This is a genomic window from Pseudoalteromonas tunicata (assembly GCF_002310815.1).
GTDB classification, from domain to species: Bacteria; Pseudomonadota; Gammaproteobacteria; order Enterobacterales; family Alteromonadaceae; genus Pseudoalteromonas; species Pseudoalteromonas tunicata.
Window position 1 is genome coordinate 374,359 of sequence record NZ_CP011033.1, and the last position, 23,248, is coordinate 397,606.

General features: G+C 40.3%; 20 protein-coding genes. 15 read left to right on the plus strand and 5 right to left on the minus strand.

The genetic code is table 11. The annotated features are described in order from the left end of the window. Positions 1–23: 23 nt before the first annotated feature. Positions 24–2,174, minus strand: coding sequence for a TonB-dependent siderophore receptor (locus PTUN_RS19255; protein ID WP_009837059.1), 2,151 nt, complete (start codon positions 2,172–2,174; stop codon positions 24–26). Positions 2,175–2,446: 272 nt separating this feature from the next. Between PTUN_RS19255 and PTUN_RS19260 the strand changes: the two genes are divergently transcribed. The 14 genes from PTUN_RS19260 to PTUN_RS19325 all read left to right on the plus strand — a co-directional run bounded on the left by PTUN_RS19260 (position 2,447) and on the right by PTUN_RS19325 (position 18,522). Then, positions 2,447–2,866: a nucleotide triphosphate diphosphatase NUDT15 gene (locus tag PTUN_RS19260; RefSeq protein ID WP_009837058.1), complete on the plus strand. Its 420-nt coding sequence runs from the start codon at positions 2,447–2,449 to the stop codon at positions 2,864–2,866. A 437-nt stretch (positions 2,867–3,303) separates the two neighbouring features. After that, positions 3,304–4,806, plus strand: coding sequence for an ethylbenzene dehydrogenase-related protein (locus PTUN_RS19265; protein ID WP_232284970.1), 1,503 nt, complete (start codon positions 3,304–3,306; stop codon positions 4,804–4,806). Between the two features lie 8 nt (positions 4,807–4,814). Further along, positions 4,815–5,468, plus strand: coding sequence for an Lcl C-terminal domain-containing protein (locus PTUN_RS19270; RefSeq protein WP_198138420.1), 654 nt, complete (start codon positions 4,815–4,817; stop codon positions 5,466–5,468). A 32-nt stretch (positions 5,469–5,500) separates the two neighbouring features. Continuing rightward, complete coding sequence (locus tag PTUN_RS19275; RefSeq protein WP_009837055.1) at positions 5,501–7,486, plus strand: pre-peptidase C-terminal domain-containing protein; 1,986 nt, start codon at positions 5,501–5,503, stop codon at positions 7,484–7,486. Positions 7,487–7,876: 390 nt separating this feature from the next. Beyond that, complete coding sequence (locus tag PTUN_RS19280) at positions 7,877–10,924, plus strand: TonB-dependent receptor (protein ID WP_009837054.1); 3,048 nt, start codon at positions 7,877–7,879, stop codon at positions 10,922–10,924. Between the two features lie 118 nt (positions 10,925–11,042). Next, a complete protein-coding gene (locus PTUN_RS19285) occupies positions 11,043–11,870 on the plus strand; it encodes a helix-turn-helix transcriptional regulator (RefSeq protein WP_009837053.1) in 828 nt (275 codons plus the stop codon). Between the two features lie 71 nt (positions 11,871–11,941). Beyond that, positions 11,942–12,499, plus strand: a complete 558-nt coding sequence (locus PTUN_RS19290; RefSeq protein WP_009837052.1) for a YbhB/YbcL family Raf kinase inhibitor-like protein — start codon at positions 11,942–11,944, stop codon at positions 12,497–12,499. Positions 12,500–12,733: 234 nt separating this feature from the next. Continuing rightward, complete coding sequence (lepB, locus tag PTUN_RS19295; RefSeq protein WP_009837051.1) at positions 12,734–13,387, plus strand: signal peptidase I; 654 nt, start codon at positions 12,734–12,736, stop codon at positions 13,385–13,387. Between the two features lie 102 nt (positions 13,388–13,489). Beyond that, the gene (locus PTUN_RS19300) at positions 13,490–13,837 is read left to right on the plus strand and encodes a DUF5329 family protein (protein WP_009837050.1); all 348 of its coding nucleotides are present in this window, start codon (positions 13,490–13,492) and stop codon (positions 13,835–13,837) included. 42 nt (positions 13,838–13,879) lie between these two features. Then, positions 13,880–14,158 carry a hypothetical protein gene (locus PTUN_RS19305; RefSeq protein WP_009837049.1) on the plus strand — a complete coding sequence of 93 codons (279 nt, stop codon included), beginning with the start codon at positions 13,880–13,882 and terminating at the stop codon, positions 14,156–14,158. Between the two features lie 273 nt (positions 14,159–14,431). Then, entirely contained in the window at positions 14,432–16,690 is a 2,259-nt protein-coding gene (locus PTUN_RS19310; RefSeq protein WP_009837048.1) for an arginine/lysine/ornithine decarboxylase, read from the plus strand. A gap of 154 nt (positions 16,691–16,844) precedes the next feature. Then, on the plus strand, positions 16,845–17,369 hold the full coding sequence (locus PTUN_RS19315) for a lipocalin family protein (RefSeq protein WP_040643475.1): 525 nt from the start codon (positions 16,845–16,847) through the stop codon (positions 17,367–17,369). 48 nt (positions 17,370–17,417) lie between these two features. Next, on the plus strand, positions 17,418–17,837 hold the full coding sequence (locus PTUN_RS19320; protein WP_009837046.1) for a hypothetical protein: 420 nt from the start codon (positions 17,418–17,420) through the stop codon (positions 17,835–17,837). A gap of 145 nt (positions 17,838–17,982) precedes the next feature. Beyond that, positions 17,983–18,522 (plus strand): manganese efflux pump MntP, encoded by a 540-nt coding sequence (locus PTUN_RS19325; RefSeq protein ID WP_009837045.1) that lies wholly within the window; start codon positions 17,983–17,985, stop codon positions 18,520–18,522. A 144-nt stretch (positions 18,523–18,666) separates the two neighbouring features. On the opposite strand, the gene PTUN_RS19330 is transcribed toward PTUN_RS19325, so the two are convergent. From PTUN_RS19330 to PTUN_RS19340, 3 genes are read right to left on the minus strand one after another with little or no spacing between them, the layout of a single operon-like run. Then, a complete protein-coding gene (locus PTUN_RS19330; RefSeq protein WP_009837044.1) occupies positions 18,667–19,530 on the minus strand; it encodes a DsbA family protein in 864 nt (287 codons plus the stop codon). Beyond that, positions 19,520–20,716, minus strand: coding sequence for an aminotransferase class I/II-fold pyridoxal phosphate-dependent enzyme (locus tag PTUN_RS19335; RefSeq protein ID WP_009837043.1), 1,197 nt, complete (start codon positions 20,714–20,716; stop codon positions 19,520–19,522). The genes PTUN_RS19330 and PTUN_RS19335 overlap by 11 nt, the downstream gene beginning before the upstream one ends. Positions 20,717–20,736: 20 nt before the next feature. Then, positions 20,737–21,825, minus strand: a complete 1,089-nt coding sequence (locus PTUN_RS19340; RefSeq protein WP_009837042.1) for an FAD-dependent monooxygenase — start codon at positions 21,823–21,825, stop codon at positions 20,737–20,739. 118 nt (positions 21,826–21,943) lie between these two features. Between PTUN_RS19340 and PTUN_RS19345 the strand changes: the two genes are divergently transcribed. Further along, positions 21,944–22,831, plus strand: coding sequence for a LysR family transcriptional regulator (locus PTUN_RS19345; protein WP_009837041.1), 888 nt, complete (start codon positions 21,944–21,946; stop codon positions 22,829–22,831). Here the strand turns inward: PTUN_RS19345 and PTUN_RS19350 are convergent. Continuing rightward, a complete protein-coding gene (locus tag PTUN_RS19350) occupies positions 22,828–23,238 on the minus strand; it encodes a hypothetical protein (RefSeq protein ID WP_009837040.1) in 411 nt (136 codons plus the stop codon). The genes PTUN_RS19345 and PTUN_RS19350 overlap by 4 nt on opposite strands. Positions 23,239–23,248: the final 10 nt, after the last annotated feature.

Sequence of the window (23,248 nt, forward strand, 5' to 3'; positions counted from 1 at the left end):
AAATGCCGTGCTTTTTAGTTAAATTAAAATGCCCAATTGAGGCTCACACTATAATGCTGTGGTGGTGCATAAAATCCTTGTGCCCATTGCAAGCTATTAAGGTATTTTTTATTCGTAATGTTGTTAGCATTGAAGGCCAATGCAAGGTGTTTATTAATGTCGTAAGACGCCATTAAATTAATGCGAGTGACTGCAGGTTGGTGAGTTATTATCTCTTGACCAGCATTGGCGTAAAGTGCAGAAACAACCCCTTGATTACGCCAAATAGCCTCCTGCCATTTGGCATTAACGCCAAAACGCAGACCATCTAGTAATGTAGGAGACCAGGTGAGCGATATATCGACAGAACGTTTGACAGTATAAGCACTGACTTGTTCATCGCCATCAATAGCAAAATCAGTTAGACCCACTACCCCATTGAGTGTGTCACTCAGTTTGCCCGCGACTTCAAACTCAATTCCTTTGCTTGAAATGCCGTCTGCAGCTTTGTAAACATCTTCTTCAATACCAGTAACGGGATTGGGCGCTTTTGCCGCAGGGACCGCTAAATTGACTTGTTTGATGTCAAACCAAGCCGCCGTAAGCAGGGCATCACCGTCAAATAAGTCGGCTTTAATACCAACTTCGGTTGCTTGGCCCGTGAGTGGAGCGATAAGGTCCCAATTGGCATCGCGTTCTTTTTGCGACATAAAGGTTTCGGTATAGCTGCTGTATGCAGTAATCGCATCAGTGAGTACGTATGTTAGGCCAAGGTAAGGGACGACCTTATCATCGTCACGCAATTGCGGTTTGTTGTAGGATTCACCTTGCGTTTGCCAGCGGTTATAACGCATTCCTGTGAGTAAGTGCAGGCCATCTGCAAGATTAAAACGTGCAGAAAGGTACGCTGATGTTTGCGTATTTTCAACTTGGCCACCGGTCAAACCATCAATGAATTCTGGATAAGGGGTATTTCCAGTAAAGTCTTCAATGCGTGGCATAGTAGGGAAGCCATTGCCAGTATGAAAATCATATAAAGAAACATCAATATAATCTAAGCGTGCATAACTGGCTCCAGCCACCAGTTCATGAGCGCGGCCAAACGCATTAAAACTACCACTGACATAAGCATCAAACATATCTTGTTTATCATTTATATCGTACTCGCTGGCATAACCTGTGAGGCCTAAACCAGTTTTTGGGTCTAGACCCACTGCGCTGTCGGTTAGATAGGTATAAAATAATTCAGAGTCTTCATCGGTACGCACGCGGTTGTACATTAAACGAAGTTGCCAATCAGGAGAGATGTTATGGCTAAAATCAATAAAACTGCGGCTTTCATTGACATCCCATCGCGACCAGTTGGCAGATGTATTGGTGTTTATTGCATAGTCAGTGGCCGTTCCATCGCCATAATACAGCGTCAATGCGCCCCATAAATTGCCTTTAGATTGATTGCTGTGCTCACTGTGGCCAAAAGTAATGAGCGTATCTGCATTAAACGCATAATCAAGCACACCATAAACAAGTTGGCTATTTGTTGAATAGCGATCTAAATAAGACTCTGATTTATCTTGGCTGAGCACTGCGCGCGCACGTAATGAGTCTGTTATGGCACCTGAAATATCGCTTTCAAATCGTTGTTTATCCCAAGAGCCAAAAGTGGTGCTGAAATTTACCATCAAATCAGTGGTGGGGCGTTTACGTTTTAAGCTAATGGTGGCCGATGGGCTACCTGCCCCTGTCATAATGCCATTGGCACCGCGCACTATTTCGACTTGATCATACAGCGCCATGTCCATTTGGCCATGCGTATTGTCATTAATCAGCGGTAAACCTAGCCCGTCGATTTGAATGTTATTGACCGCAAAACCTCGGGCATTGTAATAAGTGCGATCAGTTTCTATTTGTTCAACATTAATAGCAGCAGTATTGTTAAGCACATCATTCATATTTGATAAAGCAAAATCTTTTATTTGCTGTTGCCCAACAACAGAGATTGCCTGCGGGGTTTCTTTTGCCAAGATCCCTAGTTTACTTGCAACATTGGTTGAGCTTGGTTTGTACTGATTATATTGGTCACCCGAAACAGTAATTTTTTCAATCGAATCGTCTGCAATTGTATTTGCGTAAGTGGGTTGCGTAAGAATTGATGAAACGGCCAAAGCAATAAGTGATAAATGCGAAAACGGCATGATTATCCTGTAATTAAGAACAACAATTTTTAATTATAGTAATTCAAATGATAATTATTATCAATTGCTTTATTGTTCGTTAAGTACTCTGCTTTGGTAAGAAAAAATCATGGTACTTGATTATAGAGTTACTGTTTTATTTGTATCATTAATGGGAACATTGACTCGGGTGTTTAACCGCAATAGAAGATGAATCAACGGCGCAGTATTTTATTCGAGCCAGTTCTCTTACAATTTTGTATCATCAGGTTTAATCATTTAAAGGGGTTAATATGAAACACGTTGTGCGAGTGGGTATTGCTGTGATCATTAAACGTGGCAACCGTATTTTATTGGGGGAGCGGCTTGGTGCACATGGCGCTCATACTTGGGCAACACCCGGTGGCCATTTAGAGTTTGGTGAAAGCATTGAGCAATGCGCCAAGCGCGAAGTGTTTGAAGAAACAGGGTTGGTTGTTTCAGCGTTGCAAAAACTCGGTTTTACTAATGATATTTTTGTAAAAGACGGCAAACATTATGTCACTTTATTTATGCTTGCTGAGTGCGAAGAGGGTGAGGCGCAGGTTTTAGAGCCTAACAAATGTGTGCAATGGCAATGGTTTGCGCAAAACACTTTACCAGAACCACTCTTTTTATCGTTAGCTAACTTTTTAGCAGAGCAGCCTGATTTAGTATTTAGCGATGTTGAGTAAGTAAAGTCTGTAATTGAGTTTATATCAGATTGATTTATATTTTTTTAGATCAAAGTACTTCACTCAGACTTATGGATAAATAAAAAAAATACTCATAAAGATGTTGAGATTGAAATTTAAACAATTATTTTTCATAGGCTTATTGTTATGTACAGGCTGTAGTGTAATTGAAAAAAAATCACAGATACTGTGACTCAAAAGTATATCACTCTAAAATATCTTAATGGCTTTGTATTTCAGTGACTGGAATTACCGCGTACCTAAAAAATAAATTAAATTATAAGCTATAACAAAAAATAGCATCATTTTGTTCCTAAAATGTGTAATTTCACTGTCACAGCACTATGTTATTAATATGTTAAATTAATATTTGCTGTGATTTACTTATCAAAACGTTATCTTATCAATTTGCAATTTTGCATCTATTGGCAATTGTATTGCTTTTTACCAGTCTTTTAACAGGCTTACGGATTAGTTTAGTCAGCCATGATACTTTTGCGTTTTTATCAGCCATTTTACCGCAAGGCCGTGTCCATCAGTGGCATTTTTATAGCGGCGTAATACTCAGTTGTGTCGCAGTGTTTTATTTACTTCGCGTAAAAAAAATCCGGCCTGTTCGTCAACTTCTTAATACTAAGCAGCGTTATCATCGCTTTATTAATCGTATTGGCTATCTTGGATTAACGTTAACTTTGTTGACTGGCTGGTTGCATTGGCTGGCACTGGATTTAGCTTGGTTTAATGGTAATTGGCATTATTTGAGTGTCTTCACTATTTTACTGTATTTGGTATTGCATGGTTATGTGTATTGGCTTGAATGTGGTGTCGGTATTTTCAAACGAGTTTTCCCAAGAAGGCTTATTTATCAACCAGTTGTTTGGTTGAGTTTGTCTTGTAGTTTTGGTTTCGCTTTGCTGGTTTATGCCTTGGTTGTAAGCCCCTTAAAAACAAAAGCACTTGTTGTTCAACCGATCCCTTTAGCGACCGTGATAGATATTGATGGCCAAGGAAATGAAGCGAGCTGGCAATACGCCCCTGCGATAATAATACAGACTCATGGTGGGGCCAATTTTGTCAATGGTCAAACCAAGGTCGAAATTAAAGCGCTGTCTAATTCAGAGGAGGTCTATTTTTTATTTCGCTGGGCTGATCCGAGTGCAAGCTTATTACACTTGCCGCTTGAAAAAACACTTGATGGTTGGCAGGTCAAAGAGCATGGTTTTTATCAATTTAATGAAACGAAATTCTATGAAGATAAGTTTGCGGTCATGCTCTCGCCAAGTTGTGAGCATGGTGGTGATGGCACTACGCATTTAGGGCCTGAACCTTTAGCGGGTAAACCTAAAAATTTTCATGGCAAAGGTTATCATGCCAGTTTAGATGGAAAACCCCGAGATCTGTGGCATTGGAAGGCATTGCGCACCAATGATATGTTTTTGGCCGATGATAACCATATTGGCGCCCCTTTATTAGCGCAAAGTGGCAGTCGTCGTTATAGTGCTGGGTACTTTGTTGATAGCAAAGAAAGCGGCGCTTATGTGATGAATTGGCAGTGGTATTCCCCTAAGGGTATTACGCCTAAACGTTTACCTAAAGACTCAAACCTATCTCTCAACCTGGCTTTAGCTGCGTCGGTCGCCCCTTGGTTTGATTATCAACCCTATCAGGCATCGTTAGATTCATACCCTGTAGGCAGTGTTTTGCCTTCGGTGCTGTATCGCTCCAATCGTTTTGAAGGTGATCGTGCTGATGTCAGGGCTCGGGGTGAGTGGCTTGATGGTTTTTGGACACTTGAAATGGTACGTAAACGCGAGATTCGTTCACCTAATGATGTGCCATTAGTACAAGGCACTTGTATGTGGGTTTCGGCATTTGATGCTTCACAAATTGCCCATACTCGCCACGACCGTCCTGTGCAATTGGTATTTAGCTCGCTATGAAAAATCGCATGTTACTTTCACTTATGCTGCTAGGACTGATTGGTTTTTTGAGTTATCGCGATCATTCGCTCCCTTTACAAACGCAAGATAGCCGCTGGCAAAAAATTAACCGTGCGGGCGTAAAGTTATCGGCTTGGCAAGGACCTTGGAGCTGTGTTTATGACCTAGAACAACATCTACTTTGGGAAGTTAAAACCAATGATGAATCGATTCATGATGGTGATTGGACGTACTCGTGGTTTATTGCCCAGCAAGGTCAAGCTAACAGTGGCGATTGCTATTTTGAACAAGCGCGATGTGATACCACAGACTTAATTAATCGCAGTAATCAAACTCAATTGTGTGGGGTGCAAGGATGGCGGTTGCCTACGCAAGCAGAGTTAACAGCTTTGTTGCAACACCATGACAGAGTAGGTCAAGTGCATGTTGCTACTGATTATTTTTTGCATCTTAAACATGGCGATTATTGGACATCTAATGCAAATCAACCTTTATCGGGTATTTACCAACATTTGAAACAAGGCGCTATTGCCATCAATATGAGTCAAGGAAGTGTTGTTACCTTACCTTATCGTAATGCTGCTTTTGTGATGCTGGTCAGTGATGTGAACCCAAAAGGAATTAATACAACAGTTCATTCACCACAAAACAGAGTCCACTAAAAATGGCTGTTTTGATTTAAAAGGAGCACACAATGACATTGCGCCATAAGTCCGTGCTTGCCATAGCGTTACTTGCGTTAGCAGGCAATGTTTATGCAGGCAGTAAGCAACATAGGTTGATTTGGGATACCAACCCAAGCAGCCAAGCCACTATTGGTTTTAGTCCCTCGGGCAGTCAAAATCATCAGCTAAAATATGGTTTTGATACCAATGAGCAAAATTGGTCAACAAAGCCAGTTACTATGAGTCGTACGTTTGCAGGTAGTTTAGTGAGCCACTTTGTTAAATTAACTAATTTGCCAAGCAACAGTTCGGTTTATTATCGAATTTGTGATGATAGTGGTTGTGGAGAGCGTTTGTGGTTTAAAACGGCCCCAACTGATAACAGCCCATTTGTGATGGTCGCAGGTGGAGACACCCGCACTGGTTGGACAACTCGGCGTCAAGGTAATAGCTTAATTGCTAAAATTCGTCCGCTTTTTATTATGCATGGGGGCGATTATACCAATGCAAATTCAGCCTCTGAAATGAACAGCTATTTGGATGATTGGCAGTTGACGTTTTCCAATGACAACATTGCAGGTACAAGTTATAAACGGATTTATCCATTTATTGCCACTCATGGTAATCATGAAGACAATAACTTTAATACTTTATGTGAAGTGTTTGGTGTTGATTACGATAACAATGGCCAATGTAATGCTAATGACACCTTTGGTGCGGTTAAGGTTTCGCCGTTACTTAAGGTGTACACTCTCAATAGCCAATTTCAAAATAGCGGTTGGGCGAGTTATGCTTCAGCGATGAATACTTGGTTGCAGCAAGATTTAGCGGCTAATGGTAGTAGTGTTAAATGGCGTTTTGCGCAGTACCATAAACCTATGTATCCGCACTACACTGGTAAATCAGACAATACCACCCTCTATAATTGGTGGGCGAATCACTTTTATACTTATGGCATGAATTTGGTGGTTGAATCCGATACTCATATTAACAAACTCACCAAAGCAATTAAGCCCAGCGGCAGTGGCTTTGTAGAAACTACATCGGGCGGCACTGTGTTCGTTGGTGAGGGCAGTTGGGGCGCACCTGCACGCTCTGCAAATAACCCACGTTCATGGACGCTTGATTTAGCCAGTATTCAACAATTTAAAGTGATAAGCGTGACTAGTGATGCCCTTGCGGTACGCACTGCCCAATTTGGTTCTGGTGCACAAACCCTGAGTCGTGAGCAGCGTGCGCAAGACTCACTGGTTTTGCCTGATAATGTCGATTGGTGGCTTGCAAACGGTATTGGTGAGGTATTGCCACTTATCCAGACTGCGTCTGGTAAAACCATTATTGATACAGCGCCAACCGATCCGACTGATCCTGTTGATCCTCCGAGCTCTGAGCTTATCAATAATCAAGCAGTCACTAATCTTACAGCCAATAAAGGCCAGCAATTGGCGTTTACCTTCAAAGTGCCAGCGGGCGCACAAAATCTCAGCTTTAGTACCCGAGGTGGCAGTGGAGATGTTGATTTATATATAAAATTTAATGTTCCAGCCACTACTAATAATTACGATTGTCGTCCTTATGAACATGGTAATGCAGAAAGCTGTGTCGTTAGTAATATCCAAACAGGTACCTATCATGTGATGCTCAATGCCTACAGCACCTTTAGTGGTGTGAGTTTGGTGGCCAAATACGACAACAGTGATTCAGGTGGGGAGCCAGGAGGCAGTGATTTATTTAATGATTTATCTGCCACAGCCGATAATTGGCTATATAAAAGTATCTCAGTACCAAGTGGTGTGAGTAAATTAACCGTAACCATGTCAGGTGGCAGCGGTGACGCAGACTTATATGTCCAAAGTGATGCTCAACCCACAAGCAGCAACTATCAATGCCGACCTTATAAAAATGGTAATAGCGAAACCTGTACTATTAATAATCCTGCGGCCACAGACTGGTTTTTTGGCATCTTTGCGTATAAAACATTTACCGGTGTAACGCTCAGTTACCGTTACGAGTAACCGAAATAGGTGTAAATGGCCTCTCAAATGCTGTGAAGTTAAGGAGGTCATTTTTTTTAAATTATGGTATTAAAACCATGCTGTTACCTGATTTTATTTATGTATTTGCATATTACAGCTAAAAAGCTATATCAGACGTTGTTTTTTTGCCTTTAACTTGATGGTTATGAATATAACTTTATTGAAATAAACAACTAAAATATTGTTTCATCTGTTCCTTTTTTAATCCTCAATGTTATTATTTTGTTTCCTTTGGTTGTATTTTGTTACATTCAGTAATGCTTAGACATACTTTTATTGTTTCTTGAGGGTGTGGATAGTTACTTTTGATGGGCATAAAAACATAAAGAAGGTAAAAAAATAATAAAATCTATTAGGGACAATTTAACTATGAAAAATAATACTTGGAAATTTAAACGTTCAATGACAGCGCTAGCAGTTGCATCCTGTCTATTGAGTTTACCAAATGCATACGCCAATAACGCATTTGGATCTGCGTATGGTAAGGCGCAAGCTGGTGTTGTGGTAACGATTAAAAATGACAATACAGGGTTATCACGCAAAGTAAGCGTTGGTGAAGATGGCCGTTTTGATATCAAAAACCTACCGGTTGGACAATATACCGTTATAGATAGCTTAGGTAATACCGATTCAGTCATTATTAATGTAGGAACTGGCTCAATTATTAACCTTGAGGGCACAGAACGCATTACCGTGGTCGGTGCACGAGTATCGTCAATTGATACAACATCGGTTGAGTCTACTAGCGTGTTTTCGGCCAGTGATTTTGAGCTGTTGCCTGTTGGACGTGATTTAACCTCGGTTGCATTGTTAGCGCCAGGTACAGTGCAAGGTGATTCAGGTTTTGGCAATCTTGCATCTTTTGGTGGCTCATCAGTAGCTGAAAATGGTTATTACTTAAATGGCTTTGATATTACCGATAGCCGTAAATTATTATCGTTTGCTAATATCCCATTTGATGCCATTGCTTCACAACAAGTAAAAACCGGTGGGTATGGTGCCGAATATGGGCGCTCTTTAGGTGGTGTGGTTAACCAAGTTACAAAGTCAGGGACTAATGAATGGCAGTTTTCTGCATCAGTCCATACCAATTTAGATGCGTTACGTGCTGAACCTAAAGATGTTAAAACGTTAAATCAAGATACACTGTCCGATCCTTATGGTGCCCATTATTTAAAATATCGTAAAGCGAATACCCAAGATGCAACTAGCTATGTATTAACAGCAGGTGGACCGCTGATTGAAGATAAGCTTTTTGTTTTTGCGGCATTAGAAGGATTTTATAATCAGTACGACGATTATTTTCAAAATGAAAGTCGTAATATAAAACGCACCTCACCACAAGGATTGGTTAAAGTAGATTGGTATTTATCGGATGAGCATATTTTTGAATTTACCGGTGTGTACAACAAAAAAACAGAAAAACGCACTATTTATGATAATCCAAAGTCAGCAGTTGACCCTGAATACCGTGTGCCTTATACCGGTGAGCATGGTGAGCACCGTTCAACATTTGACCGTGAAAGTGGTGGCCACATTGCTATTGCTAAATATACCGGGATATTGACCGATAATCTTTCTTTATCAGTAATGTTGGGTGATTTGAAATCCGTTAATGATAAAGACAGTCCTGAAGTACCAGATGGTGTTGATACTAGTTGTAACCGTATTTGGGATTCAAGTGAAAATGCGCGAGGTTTAGTGCATCGTGGCTGTTGGAATGAAGGGACGGTGGATATTTTAGATCCAGATACACCAGAAGAATATTCAGCAAGAACTGCTATCCGAATTGATGGTGAATACCAATTAGGCGATCATTCAATTCGTTTTGGTTTTGATGAAGAGCGTTTAACCAACGTTGACCGTGGTTGGGTATATGTGGGTGATGACCGTAAATATTATCGTTATTTTGAAGTGGGTTCGTTAAATCATGCATTTACTAAAGTCAATGGTGTTGAACTCGAACCAGGCACTAAGTATGTACGTATTTGGGATGGCGCTAAGCTTTCAGCAGAATATAAATCAGTCAATTCAGCTATATATATCGAAGATAGTTGGCAAGTGAGTGACGATTTATTGTTATACGCAGGTTTGCGCTGGGAAAGTTTTAAAAATGAAAACTCAGAAGGCGCCGCTTTTGTGGATGCAAAAAATGAGTTAGCGCCTCGTTTTGGTTTTTCGTGGGATGTTGATGGCAATTCAGAGAAAAAACTGTTTGCTAGTTTAGGGCGTTATTTTATCCCAGTCCCTGGTAATACTAATGAGCGATTATCAGGGGTAGAATATCGTGATGTATCTTACCATTATTATGATGGTTATGATGAACGTACTTGGGTGCCTAATATTACCGGTGATATAGGCGACGCTAATATTGAAAATAAACAAGCACCAAACCCGGCTTCAATTGTGTCGCAAGATCTTCGTCCTATGTTTCAAGATGAATTTATTTTGGGCTATCAACAAGAGATTTTCGAAAATTGGACCGTCGGTATAAAGGGCATTTATCGTAAAATTAAAAATGGTATGGATGATTTCTGTAGCCCAGGTGATATTTATAAATGGGCACTCGATCAAGGTTACAATCAGATGGATTGGCATGACATCCCAAGTTGTATCGTACTCAATCCGGGTGAGGATTTGAATTTCCAAGTTGATACCAATGACGATGGTACTGTTGAAGATGTAACCGTGCCAAATAGTTATTTAGGATTACCTGAATACCAACGTGATTATAAAGCGATAGAGTTGTCATTTAACCGCGGTTTTGTCGATGGTTGGAATCTGGGTGGCTCATATGTTTGGTCTAAGTCACAAGGTAATGTTGAAGGCTATGTTAACTCTGGTTTAGGCCAAGATGATCCAGGCATTACACAAGATTTCGATCATCGTTTATTCCAAGAAAATACTTATGGCTATACACCAAACGATCGTCGTCATGCGTTTAAAGCCTATGGTTCTTATGAGTTAACGCAAGAAATCATTGTTTCGTTAAGCTTTAATGCAACATCAGGGCAAGCAAAAAATTGTTTAGGTTTCGTGCCATATGAGCAATTTGAAAACTTCCCATCAAATTCACCAGAAGATATCACTTATGATCGTTTGGCGCGTTATTCAGCGTCTTCGTTTTATTGTCGTAATGAGGCTGGTGAACGTGAGTTAACTACAAAAGGACAGTATGGTCGTACACCATGGACATTTAATACTGACTTATCGTTCAAATACACACCGACATGGGCAGATGATAAATTGTCGTTACGCGCTCGTTTATTAAATGTATTTAATGCACAGAAAACGGTAAGTGTTGAGCCTCAAGGTGACTTTGGCCGTGATTCAACAGCGAAAAATCCAGATTTCTTAGTGCCGTTGAATTTCCAAACTCCAAGAAGATTGTATTTATCACTTTCGTATAAATTTTAATTTCTAAAATTTGTAATAGCATAAAGCCACTCAAGGTATTTAATTTGAGTGGCTTTTTTATTGTGAGTGTTTTTCAATAGCAGGAGTTATTTAGCTTCCATGTAGAAGAAGGACACATATGAACAAGCTGCTCAATAGTATAAAAATCCATAAAAGTGATGTTGAGCCTTTGCCTTATGCGGTTTATTCGTCAGTATTTGAACAACGTTTATTAAATGTGCCTATTGTAAAACCTATGTTGATTGCCGTATTAAGTGGCGATAAACAGTTAGATGGTGAACAGCAGTTAACCTGTAGTGCAGGTCAGTTTGTTTTCTTATCGAATAGTCCGACAACGAGTATGCGTAATATTCCAATAGGCTCACAGTACTGTGCGCTGTTAATCGAATTCGAAATAAGTGATTTTGAAGGGATAAAACTAAACCAAACACAAAGTTATGGGCTTTGTTTTGGCGAGATTTGCTCGCGTTTATCGGCGTGTTTAGCGCAATTTGTCGAATGGGCGCATATTGCCCCGCCAGCAATGTGGGCAATGAGGCGCAAAGAAATTGTGCATTTACTATTTCAATTAGGCCATAGCAACATTGCAGGGTTAGTTCACAGTCATAGTCTTAGCAATCAAATTCATCTCGTTATTGCTAATGACCAAGAGCTTGATGTAACAATCGAATCATTATGCCAACGATTTGCCATGAGCGAATCAACTTTAAGACGTAAATTAAAAGCCGAAGGTATCACATTGCAGGACATAAAAGACCAAGTGCGTCTTGGTCAAGGGTTACATTTATTACAAAGTACCCGTAAATCAATAGGCATGATTGCAAACGTGTGTGGTTATCAATCACAATCGCGTTTTAGCGAGCGATTTAAATATCGATTTGGCTTAACCCCTTCTCAATTGCGTAAAACCCAAATGGCGGTTTCGGGCGAAAACTTGACGGTTTAAAGACTAGTTATTCTTTAGCGACAGGCTAGACTATTGATACTTACTTTATTGATAGTTAGAAGGAATTTTTTATGCGTACATCATTTATTTCCACTGTACTTGTATCGTTAAGTTTATCGCTGCCTGCGATGGCTGATGTGTTTACTCTGAGCAGCCAAGACATTGCAACGGGCAAGTTGATGGCTAAAACTCATGAGTTTAATGGTTTTGGTTGTAGTGGTGATGATTTATCCCCCCATTTGACGTGGTCAAATGTGCCAGAGGGCACCAAAAGTTTTGCTATCACTGCCTATGATCCAGATGCGCCAACAGGCAGTGGCTGGTGGCATTGGCAAGTGGTTAATATTGCAAAAGACGTACGAGCATTACCCCGTGGTGCGGGTAGCGTAAAAAGCACCTTGCTTGGCGAAAATGCACATCAAGTGGGTAATGATTATGGCGTAAAAGCGTTTGGCGGTGCGTGCCCACCTATTGGCCATGGTGTGCATCATTATCGCTTTACCATCCATGCGCTGTCTGTTGAAAAGCTTGATTTACCATCTGATGCATCGGGTGCACTAGCAGGCTATATGATCAATGCCAATACAATTGCATCAAGCACTATCGAAGCCCTGTATCAGCGAGATTAAAGCCTTTAGGCCTCAATAGTATTTAAATGAACCTCACTACTTGATAATAAATCTATTTCAGGCTGTGACACAATCCCAGCTTTGGCTGGGCTTTTTTGTAAAAAGATAACGGATAAACTTGTAATATATCCTTACAATTAAACAACTTAAATAATCAATTAAACATATTACAAGACTGAACTATCTATTTGACAGCCTGTCAGATTCAATACTTAATTTGATAAGGAGTGTTGCATGATAAATAAGAAATCTAGTTTGCGAGCCTGGTTTAAAGCTAATCTTGGTTTTGTGGTTTTTGTGGTGGTGTTATGTATATCGCGCAGCAGTGTGGCCGATTGGTATGTAGTGCCGACAGGCTCAATGAAACCGACCATAGTTGAAGGTGACCGGATTTTTGTAAATAAAATGGCCTATCAACTTGAATTACCTTTCACTGATATTCCAATTGTAAAAATAGCAAATCCTGAACGTGGCGATATTGTGATCATTAATTCGATTGCCGCCGATACCAGACTGGTAAAGCGAGTGATTGGTTTACCAGGTGACAAAATTGCGATGATGAATAATCAACTGGTGATCAACGGCAAAGTCATCCATTATCTGCAAAGCGCGGATCCTGCTTTGGCAATTGAACAACTACCAACAAAAGCTCATGCGCTGCAATGGGTTGGACAAAACACTTCGATGGATCATTTTTCGACCATTACAGTGCCAGAAGGTCAATATTTAGTGCTTGGTGATAATCGAAATAACAGTGCAGACTCGCGGGTCTATGGTTTTGTTCCTAAAGCGCAAATTCAAGGTAAAGCACTTAACGTTATTGTATCGTTAGATGCTGATAATTATTATTTACCGCGTGCAGAGCGCTTGCTGCATCAGTTGATTTAAGCGCTATAATTGAGACAATCGTAAGTGAACCAACACTCATTGAACAAATTACTGTTGGTTCACTGCTTAATAACACAAAAATGGAGTCATCACTTGTATCAAATGAGCTTGGGAATAGTCAGTTTACTGTTTTATAGCCAAGTTTCATTGGCAGCTGTGCAAGACGAAATTAATCATTTATTGGGTTTTGTTGCAAGTACCCATTGCCAATATGAACGCAATGGGGAATATCATTTGGGGCCAAAAGCGCTTGCCCACATCGAAAAAAAATATGCCTATTATAAAAAAGAGATAAAAACCGCAGAGGATTTTATTGCCCTAAGTGCAACCAAAAGTAGCATGTCGGGTCGGGAGTACTTAGTGCATTGCCCAAATCAAACTGTTATTCCAAGCAAAACCTGGCTTTTAATGGAGCTTAAGGCTTTTCGTTCTCTTAAGGCTGCGCAGTAATGTATGATCGTTTTTTAATATCTTGCTAGGCCTGATTTTTAGATGAAAAAAATCAACAAAACAATAGCGCCACTGAGTACAACTCCTAGTGAATTGCTTCCAGCACAAGACAGTGACGTCCTCGAGTTAATGAATAAATTTAAATGCCAACAGGCAAAGACCTTGGCACTTAGCCAACAACTTTCAGGGCAAATGATGTTTATCGAGCAGGCACCAGTTTTAAATCAGACACCGCTTAGTCCATTTGAGCGTCAAGCAGTTACTGATCTGCTCAATGCGATTAATGATGGCAAGTTTTCAGGGGTTAAACGCTTAAAATAGTACTTTGGAACATTTCCACCGAGTTATGCTAATAAAATGTGCAGATTATGCGCAATCAGCTTTTAACTGTAAAACTAATGCATGGTTATTAAATTTTTTTAGATAACTATTCGTGCATTGTATTTGGTTCGGTATATACTGCACATCATAAAAAGAATGGGCTTATAGTGTATTAATTGTGAAAACAATTATTAAGCCCAATGTAAGTCCATGCTTGTCTCTTTTTTAATTCAGAGCATGAATAATTCAGCTACTCACTTCAAGGAATCAAGAATGAAGTTTCGTTTTCCCGTAGTAATTATCGATGAAGATTTTCGCTCTGAAAATATTTCAGGATCTGGCATTCGCGATTTAGCCCACGCGATTGGCGAGCAAGGTTATGAAATTGTTGGTTTTACTAGCTATGGCGATTTAAGTGCGTTTGCACAGCAAGCTAGTCGTGCCTCGTGTTTTATTTTATCTATCGATGATGAAGAGTTTGGAACCGGTACTGCTGAAGAAGTTGAGCACGCATTAGTCGCACTGCGTGAATTTATTGTGCAAGTGCGCCGTCGCAATAGCGATATCCCTATTTTTCTTTATGGTGAAACGCGTACCGCAGAACATATTCCAAATGATGTACTGCGCCAACTACACGGCTTTATTAATATGTTTGAAGATACCGCTGATTTTGTGGCCAAGTATATTATCCGTGAAGCAAAAAAATATTTAGATTCTTTAGCACCGCCGTTTTTTAAAGCCCTAATGAATTATGCCAGCGATGGTTCTTACTCTTGGCATTGTCCGGGTCACTCAGGTGGCGTGGCATTTTTGAAAAGCCCCGTTGGACAAATGTTCCACCAGTTTTTTGGCGAAAACATGCTGCGCGCCGATGTCTGTAACTCGGTTGATGAGTTAGGCCAATTGCTTGATCACACAGGCCCAGTTGCTAAAAGTGAGCAAAATGCGGCGCGAATTTTTAAAGCCGACCATTTGTTTTTTGTTACTAACGGCACTTCAACATCGAATAAAATTGTTTGGCATTCTACCGTTGCGCCGGGTGATATTGTCGTAGTTGACCGTAACTGTCATAAATCGATTTTACATTCGATCATCATGACCGGTGCTATTCCGGTGTTTTTAATGCCAACACGTAACCATTACGGCATTATTGGGCCTATTCCAAAACATGAGTTTTCACCGGAGTCTATCAAAGCTAAAATTGATGCCCATCCGTTTGCGTCTAAAGCTAAAAATAAAAATCCACGTATTTTAACCATTACCCAAAGTACCTACGATGGCGTACTTTATAATGTGGAACAAATTAAAGCAGAGCTTGGTTCGTATGTTGATACGCTGCATTTTGATGAGGCGTGGCTACCCCATGCGACGTTTCATGAGTTTTATCAAGATATGCATGCCATTGGTGGCGATGAACGCCCGCGTTCTGATGATGCGGTGGTATTTGCAACGCAATCAACCCATAAGCTACTAGCTGGTATTTCTCAGGCATCACAAATTTTGGTGCAAAATGCTAAAAATCGTCCACTTGATACCCATAGATTTAATGAATCATACTTAATGCATTCATCAACGAGCCCGCAATATTCAATTATTGCTTCGTGTGATATTGCAGCTGCCATGATGGAGCAACCTGGTGGCCGAGCTTTGGTTGAAGAATCGTTATCTGAAGCGATTGATTTTCGCCGAGCGATGCGCAAAGTCGCTGCTGAATTTGGTGACGATGATTGGTGGTTCAGCGTTTGGGGACCAAAAAATCTGCCAGAAAGTGGCATTGGTGGCCGTGAAGATTGGTTAGTAAAAGCACAAGATGATTGGCATCAATTTGGTGATATTGAAGCTGGCTTTAATATGCTCGATCCGATTAAAGCGACCATTATTACCCCTGGACTTGGTGCTGATGGCAGCTTTGAGGCCACAGGTATTCCGGCTACAATTTTAACTAAATATTTGGCTGAACACGGTATTGTGGTTGAAAAAACAGGCCTGTATTCATTCTTTATTATGTTTACCATTGGTATTACTAAAGGTCGTTGGAATTCAATGGTCACTGAATTACAACAGTTTAAAGATGATTATGACCAAAACTTACCTCTTTGGCGTATTTTACCTGAGTTTGTAGAGCGCAATCCTCAATATGAAAAAGTAGGTTTAAAAGATTTGTGTCAGCAGATCCACGCGATTTATCAGCAGTTTGATATTTCTAAAGTGACAACAAATATGTACCTTTCCAGTATTGAGCCTGCGATGTTACCAGCCGATGCATGGACTAAAATGGCTCACCGTGAAATTGAGCGTGTCAGTATTGATGAGCTAGAAGGGCGCATTACCGCGATGTTAGTGACACCGTATCCACCGGGGATCCCATTGATGGTGCCAGGTGAGCGTTTCAATACAACGATTATCAATTATTTAAAGTTCACTCGTGAATTTAACGAGCGTTTCCCAGGGTTTGAGACAGATGTTCATGGTCTGGTGCGCGAAAAAATTGATGGCACTAACCATTATTTTGTTGATGTAGTTGGTCAATAATTAAATATTGAAATTAATGAATAATGATAAATATTAAAAACCAGCCGAGTGAGGCTGGTTTTTTTTTACAGTGAAATAGTATGGTTTTAGTGGTGATCTGCTTATCAATAGAATCAGTAATGACGACTTAATTAACGCTAAGGATTTGACATAAATGATAAAAATTAACCATTACCTCTTGCTGTTTTTAATAATAATGCTCAGTGGATGCGTGGGGATGCCTCAAGGTGTGAAGCCTGTTGATGATTTTGAGCTAAATAAATATTTAGGGACTTGGTATGAAGTGGCAAGGCTCGACCATTCTTTTGAACGCGGCTTAGATCAAGTCACTGCTGAATATGTTTTGCAAGACGATGGCAGCGTCAATGTAATTAATCGAGGTTTTTCGTTGAAAAAACAGCAATGGCAAGAGGCTAATAGCCGGGCTTATTTTGTTGAGTCTTCTGATCTTGGTTATTTAAAAGTATCGTTTTTTGGCCCTTTTTATGGCTCATACGTTATTTTTGGCCTGGATAAATCTAATTATCAATATGCGTTTGTTTCAGGCCCCGATCTTGATTATTTATGGCTGTTGGCTCGGACAAAAACACTGTCACCTGAAGTGATAACTCAATTTACTGACCAAGCCCAGGCACTCGGTTTCGAAACTGATAAATTAATATTCGTAAATCACCAATAATCGCTAATACTGTAAAAGGACACCGAGTCTTTCTATCAGGATAAACAAATGGTTAAACGAATTATTTGCTTGGCACTCGTTTTTTGTAGTGATGCTAGCGCGCAGTCGTGGTACTTAGGGCAATGGCGAGTCGTTGATATGGTCTTTGCTGGGATCACAGCTATGGATATAAACGAAGCGCAAAATTGGGTTGGCAGAAAAGCGACTTTACGCAGTGAAAAAGCTTTTTTTCGTACTTGGCAATGCGAAAAACCCCGTTACCTTGAAGTTGATTTAACCGAAGCGCAATTTTATTCAGACTATCGAGTCAGTTTTGAGATGCTGGATATTCAAACGGATACAGTCACGATACTTGATATTAAATGCCCATTTGAAATCTCAGCCAAGGGAGCTGTACTTATTCAAGCTAATCATCAATTTAGTTACAGTTTATGGGACGGTGTTTTTTTTAAAATGTCTAAAATTTAAACCTGCTTGTAGTTTAAGTCTTTAAGGCTGCATTTTAGCCACTCTTTCAATAGACAATTAAGATTATTGTCTATCTAATCTTCTTTATTCCTTGATATTATACTGCCTTATTTTTGCTGCATTGAGCAGGCTAAAGGGGTAATAAGTGGTCGAAGTGATTATTCTTGCAATTGCGTTAAGTATGGATGCATTTGCCGTTGCCATTGGCCTTGGGTCAAAACATCAGAAAAAAACCAGTGTCCTCGCTGTAATGGCGGCAGGCTATTTTGGCTTTTTTCAAGGGGTGATGCCACTCATTGGTTATTTAGGTGGAAAAGGGTTGTTAGGTTGGATGCAGGCTTATGCTAGCTGGGTCGCATTTATTTTATTGGTGCTGATTGGTGGCAAAATGATTTACGAATCTTTTTCCGAAGGCATTGAAGAAGATATAGCCAAAATTACCCACAGAGTGATGTTGGTTTTAGCGATTGCTACCAGTGTGGATGCGATGGCGGCCGGTTTTACATTGACTTTATTAGCAGTGAATCCATTTGTGGCATGTGCATTAATTGGCGTTATTACCTTTGGCTTTAGTTGGTTAGGGGTACTGATAGGCAATAAAAGTGGCACTTATTTAGAAAGTCATGCTGAGCGATTAGGCGGCATCGTATTAATTTTAATTGGTTTTAAAATATTGTTGTTTTGAGAATAAAAAAAAGGTGAGTACATAAGGTACTCACCTCTCAGCCAAAAAGGGGCTTCGTATGCTCATTGAGCAAAGCGGCTGAAAAAGGGGGATTGTCCTCATCGCAAATCAGTACAATGAGGATTAGCCCCTTGGGGAACAAACCTATTTTTGCCAAAAATCTCCTTGGGCAATAATGCTGTGATTAAAGTTAAGCGCGTTTAACAGCTCACGTGCTTGTTGGTTGGCACATTGCAATACTTCAGTGGCTTCTTTGAGTGTCCAACTAGGGTAACGTAACAATTTTTGCTCATCAGTTAATTGAAGCGGTTTTACTTTGTGATTATTTTGTAGCAGTAGCGCTCTTTCTAATGCAACGTAACTGGCCGAACCGACCACTCGTTCTGGAAATTGAGATAAAAATATAATCGAAGGAAAACCTCTGGCACCAAGTGCTAGCATTTCTTGTTGTTCACGTAAAAATAAACTGCTAATGGATGCACTGTGTAATAGGCTTTGGAACGTATCGACATCGAAGCCAAATTCGGCCACACAGGCTAATAGCTTTTGCTCATCTGATAGATTTATCGCTAAAAGAAATATTTTCTCTCGCATAAAACGCACAAAATCACTTTCTCTGTGAGGCTGTAATTGACGGGCAACCAAGGCTGCTTTACATAAAATATAGGAATTTGTGATGGGATCGGTACGCCAAACACTGGGGTCAATGGGTTGCTGATAATGAGCTGCTACTTGTTGCCAATGAGGAATAACGTCAAGTGGGCCGCTTATGCCGTTGCCAGCATCGCCAAATCCTTGCCAACTAGGTAACAAACCACCGTGAATATAACGCGTAGTAAAGCTAAAATTACAATTTAAGCGTCGCCAAGCTGGCTCTATCGCCCAACAATGTGAACAAATTGGGTCGGTAACAAAAACAACATCAGCTGCATTTAAATGGCTTGGCTTTGCACTGTGAGGTTGCTGGCTTTTAGGTAAAACACATCCTTGTTCACTATCACACTGCATTTGAGGTTACTCCTAAACGTATTAATGTGGTTTCCATGCGATCTAATCCCTGTTGCAAAATGCTAAAACTGGTCGCAAAACAAATTCGAACGTGCCCCTTTGCCGCAGGGCCAAAAAAGCGTTCATTACCAGGTACAATTGCCAGTTTATCTTTTAGGCACTCTTTAACAAATTCATCGGCGCAAAGTCCTGTTGCACGGATATCTGGAAATAATAAATAAGTAGCTGCAGGGATACGACATTGTATGCCTGGCATTTGGTTTAAACGCGTTACTGCGTAATCGCGCAAGTGCGTTAGGTGAGCAATAAACGCATCAACCCAATACCAGCAATTTAAAATGGCTTCAGTGGCGGCAATTTGCGATAAAGTAGACACACCTCCTGCGGTGGTCATCACATTAGCAGCGTTCACCAACGCTTGATAATGTGCTTGATTAGGCGCAAAAATAGCCCCGACTCTAAGCCCCGCTAGTGCAAATGATTTAGAAAAACCATACACAGTCACAACCTGCTGTTGTAGAGCGTTGGATAAATGATGAAAGCTGGTCATTTGTTGATCGGGGTAGACAATATCTGACCAGATCTCATCATTTAAAATTATTAAGTTATGTTTTTGTGCCAGTAGAGCGAGCTGCTCAAGTTCAGCTTTGCTCATAATAAGGCCAAGCGGATTGTGTGGATTACATACCCCAATTAACTTAGTACGGTTATTAATGAGTTTTGGCAGTTGTTCGAAACAGAATGCGCCTCTTTGCTCATCAAACGGGCAGCGTTTTACTGACGCACCAGCTGCAAGGGCGGCTTGTTCAAATAAAAAATCAACGGGATCAAAAATAATAGCTTCATCACCTGGTTGTAAATAACATCGAGCGACTGCGTACATTGCACTGGCGACACTGTCAATCGGTAGAATTAACTCTGGAAACAGATGATAGTTTTTGCGTTTCAATAACCCGGTCGCGAGCGCCTGTTTAAAACTATTAAGTCCTTGATGTGGGCCATATGAAAATACCCCGTCTAATGCATATTCGGCAATGGCACGACTGATCTCAGGCGCAGCACGAAAATCAGGATCGGCAGCCGTAAGAGGGATGACATCAGGTGCGGTTTCAGCCCAGCGAAAATTAAATGCGCGCTCTTTTAATAATAGTAACGGTACATTTTCGGCATCAAATAAGTTCTTCATACAAATCCTAGGCAAAGTGATTAAAAAGCAAACGGTATTTTTTGTTCATGATGGTGGCACTGCAAAAATTCATCTTGTAAGACAATACCTTGAGATAAATAGCAATCTGCTAGTAGTTTGCGTTTTTTACTGTATTGAGCCAAAGCCAAAGGGACAAGCTCGGCACTAATATCAATTAAGCTACTTGCCAGCTCAATGGCGTCGACCATTGCAGAGTTCACCCCTTGACTGGTGAAAGGCAATAAAGCGTGGGCAGCATCCCCAAGTAAAACAATATTGCGGTGAAAATACTGCGCTATGGGTTCTAAATAACGGGTTTGCCATAAATGGGAGCAATTAAAATCAGTATATTTAATTAGGTGTTGCACAGGTTTTGGAAAATGACCTACGGTTTGCTGGGCAAATTGCCACATGTCGCTTTGGCTTTGACCTGTGAGCTGATATTTTTGGTTATCAAATTGAATAAACCAGACAATACGCTCTGAACTTGCTGGTACCATACCCACTGCAAGCCCGCCTTCTTGCAGTTTATATTTCACAAAATGTCGATTTAAGTCTTTAACTAAATTAACATCATCAATAATCGATACGAGTTCATTTACTTTGCCGTGTGATGTTTGGGCCGTTGGAAATATCTGTTGGCGCACTTTAGAGCGTCCGCCATCACAGCCTAAAAAAATATCGGCTTGAATGCGTTTGTTACCTTCAAACACTGCGGTACTCGCATGACCATCAGGCTCAAATTCAAAGTGGCTAAATTGATAATTGAAATGCAACCACTGTGCTGGGATTTGGCTTAGCAAGCAATCAATAAAGGCTTTTCGGGTAGTTGCAAAACTGTTTGGTAACGCGTGTGATTGTAAATTTGTATTATGCTGGTCGCGGATATTGCAACCACTTAGCGTATAGCCACAATTGCGGGTTTTATCTAACATGCCAAGCTGGTTGAGTGCATTAAGGCCATTTTCGAGCATAATAAAGCCTAACCCTTCGCGGCCTGAAAGCGCACTGCGCTCATAAATGTCGACTCGGCCACCGAGCTTTTTATAATAAACAGCAAATGCTAAACCTGCTATTCCACCACCAATAATTGCAATACGCTGCTGCATAGCGTTACTCCGAATAAACAAACGCAGATACTATGTTAACAGTTGGTAACTTTGTGTGTAATATGGGTACGTACATAATAGTTATGCAAATTTGCATAATCAAAACCGAAGGGATTAAATGAGTCATTTTAGTTGGGACGATATCAAAATCGCTCATCAAGCAGCAAAACTAGGTTCGCTCAGTAAAGCGGCAGAATTTTATGGTATTAACTATTCAACAGTACTGCGACGTATTGAACAGCTCGAAAAGGCACTTGAATGTAAGTTATTTTTACGTCATCAAAGAGGCTATCAGTTAACGGATGCAGGGCGACAATTACTGGCTTTTATGCCAGATATCGAAACTCGATTTCATCATTTTCAAAGCTCATTAACTCAGCATAAAAGCGAAATTAACGGCACCTTGAAAATTACCACACTGCCAGAGTACTCCTCTTTTTTACATGCTATTTTATTAAAGTGTCAGCAGCTATATCCTAAACTGCGTTTATTGGTAGATGTCAGTAACGATATCGTAAAGTTAGAAAGTGGTGGTGCACATATTTCAATTCGAGCTGGTAAAGGCACTGATATTCAAGCTGATTTAATCGCCAATGCAATTTGCCCTTTAACCTATTCGTATTATGCCGCAGAAAGTTATATTACTCGCCGAGGATTGCCAGAAAGTGAAGCGCAGTTTAATGAGCATACTTGGGTGATGCCAAGTGGACGCAAGCAAAGTTTGTCTTTTGTGAGGGATATTTATCCGCTTTTAGCGACTCAAAGTATTAGTTATCAAAGTAATCATTTTTTTGATATTCAATCGGCAATTGAACATGGCATAGGCATAGGGCCGATTGATGATGCCAAAGTAATTAAGGGCAGTGGTTTGCAAAGGGTTAACACTATAATATGCAAAAATGAAAATTTTTTATGGTTTGTTTATCATAAAGATTTAAGGGATGACGTTAAAGTACAAGCCGTCGCAAAATTAATTAAACAAGACTTTAATGGGCTGGAGGGTTAATTTTCGCTAAATTGCTTGATCAAGGATCTCCGTTCAGGATATTGCGAAAGGTATTGCTCCGTTGAGTCAAAAAAATTAACTTTAACGGGTAAATCTTGCCAGAGCTTTTTAAGGTAAAACGTTGCAATTGAATTACCATTGGCGAGGTAATCGACATTGGTATAACCGCGCATTGCCATATTTTCAAACATTTTACGGCCTTGCTCCATGCTATCTGCGGTTCCTAATTGCCAATGAGTTAAATTGACAATTGCATAATGAATCGCATTTTCCGGATACTTTTGATATTCCAAAAACATGGCATTGCGAAATTGGATCACCCCTTCTTTATTAAATCCTTCAAATAACTCCAGATACAAAAATGGGGGATCAATAGCAAAATGATACTTACCATGACCAACGAACATGCCTTTTCCT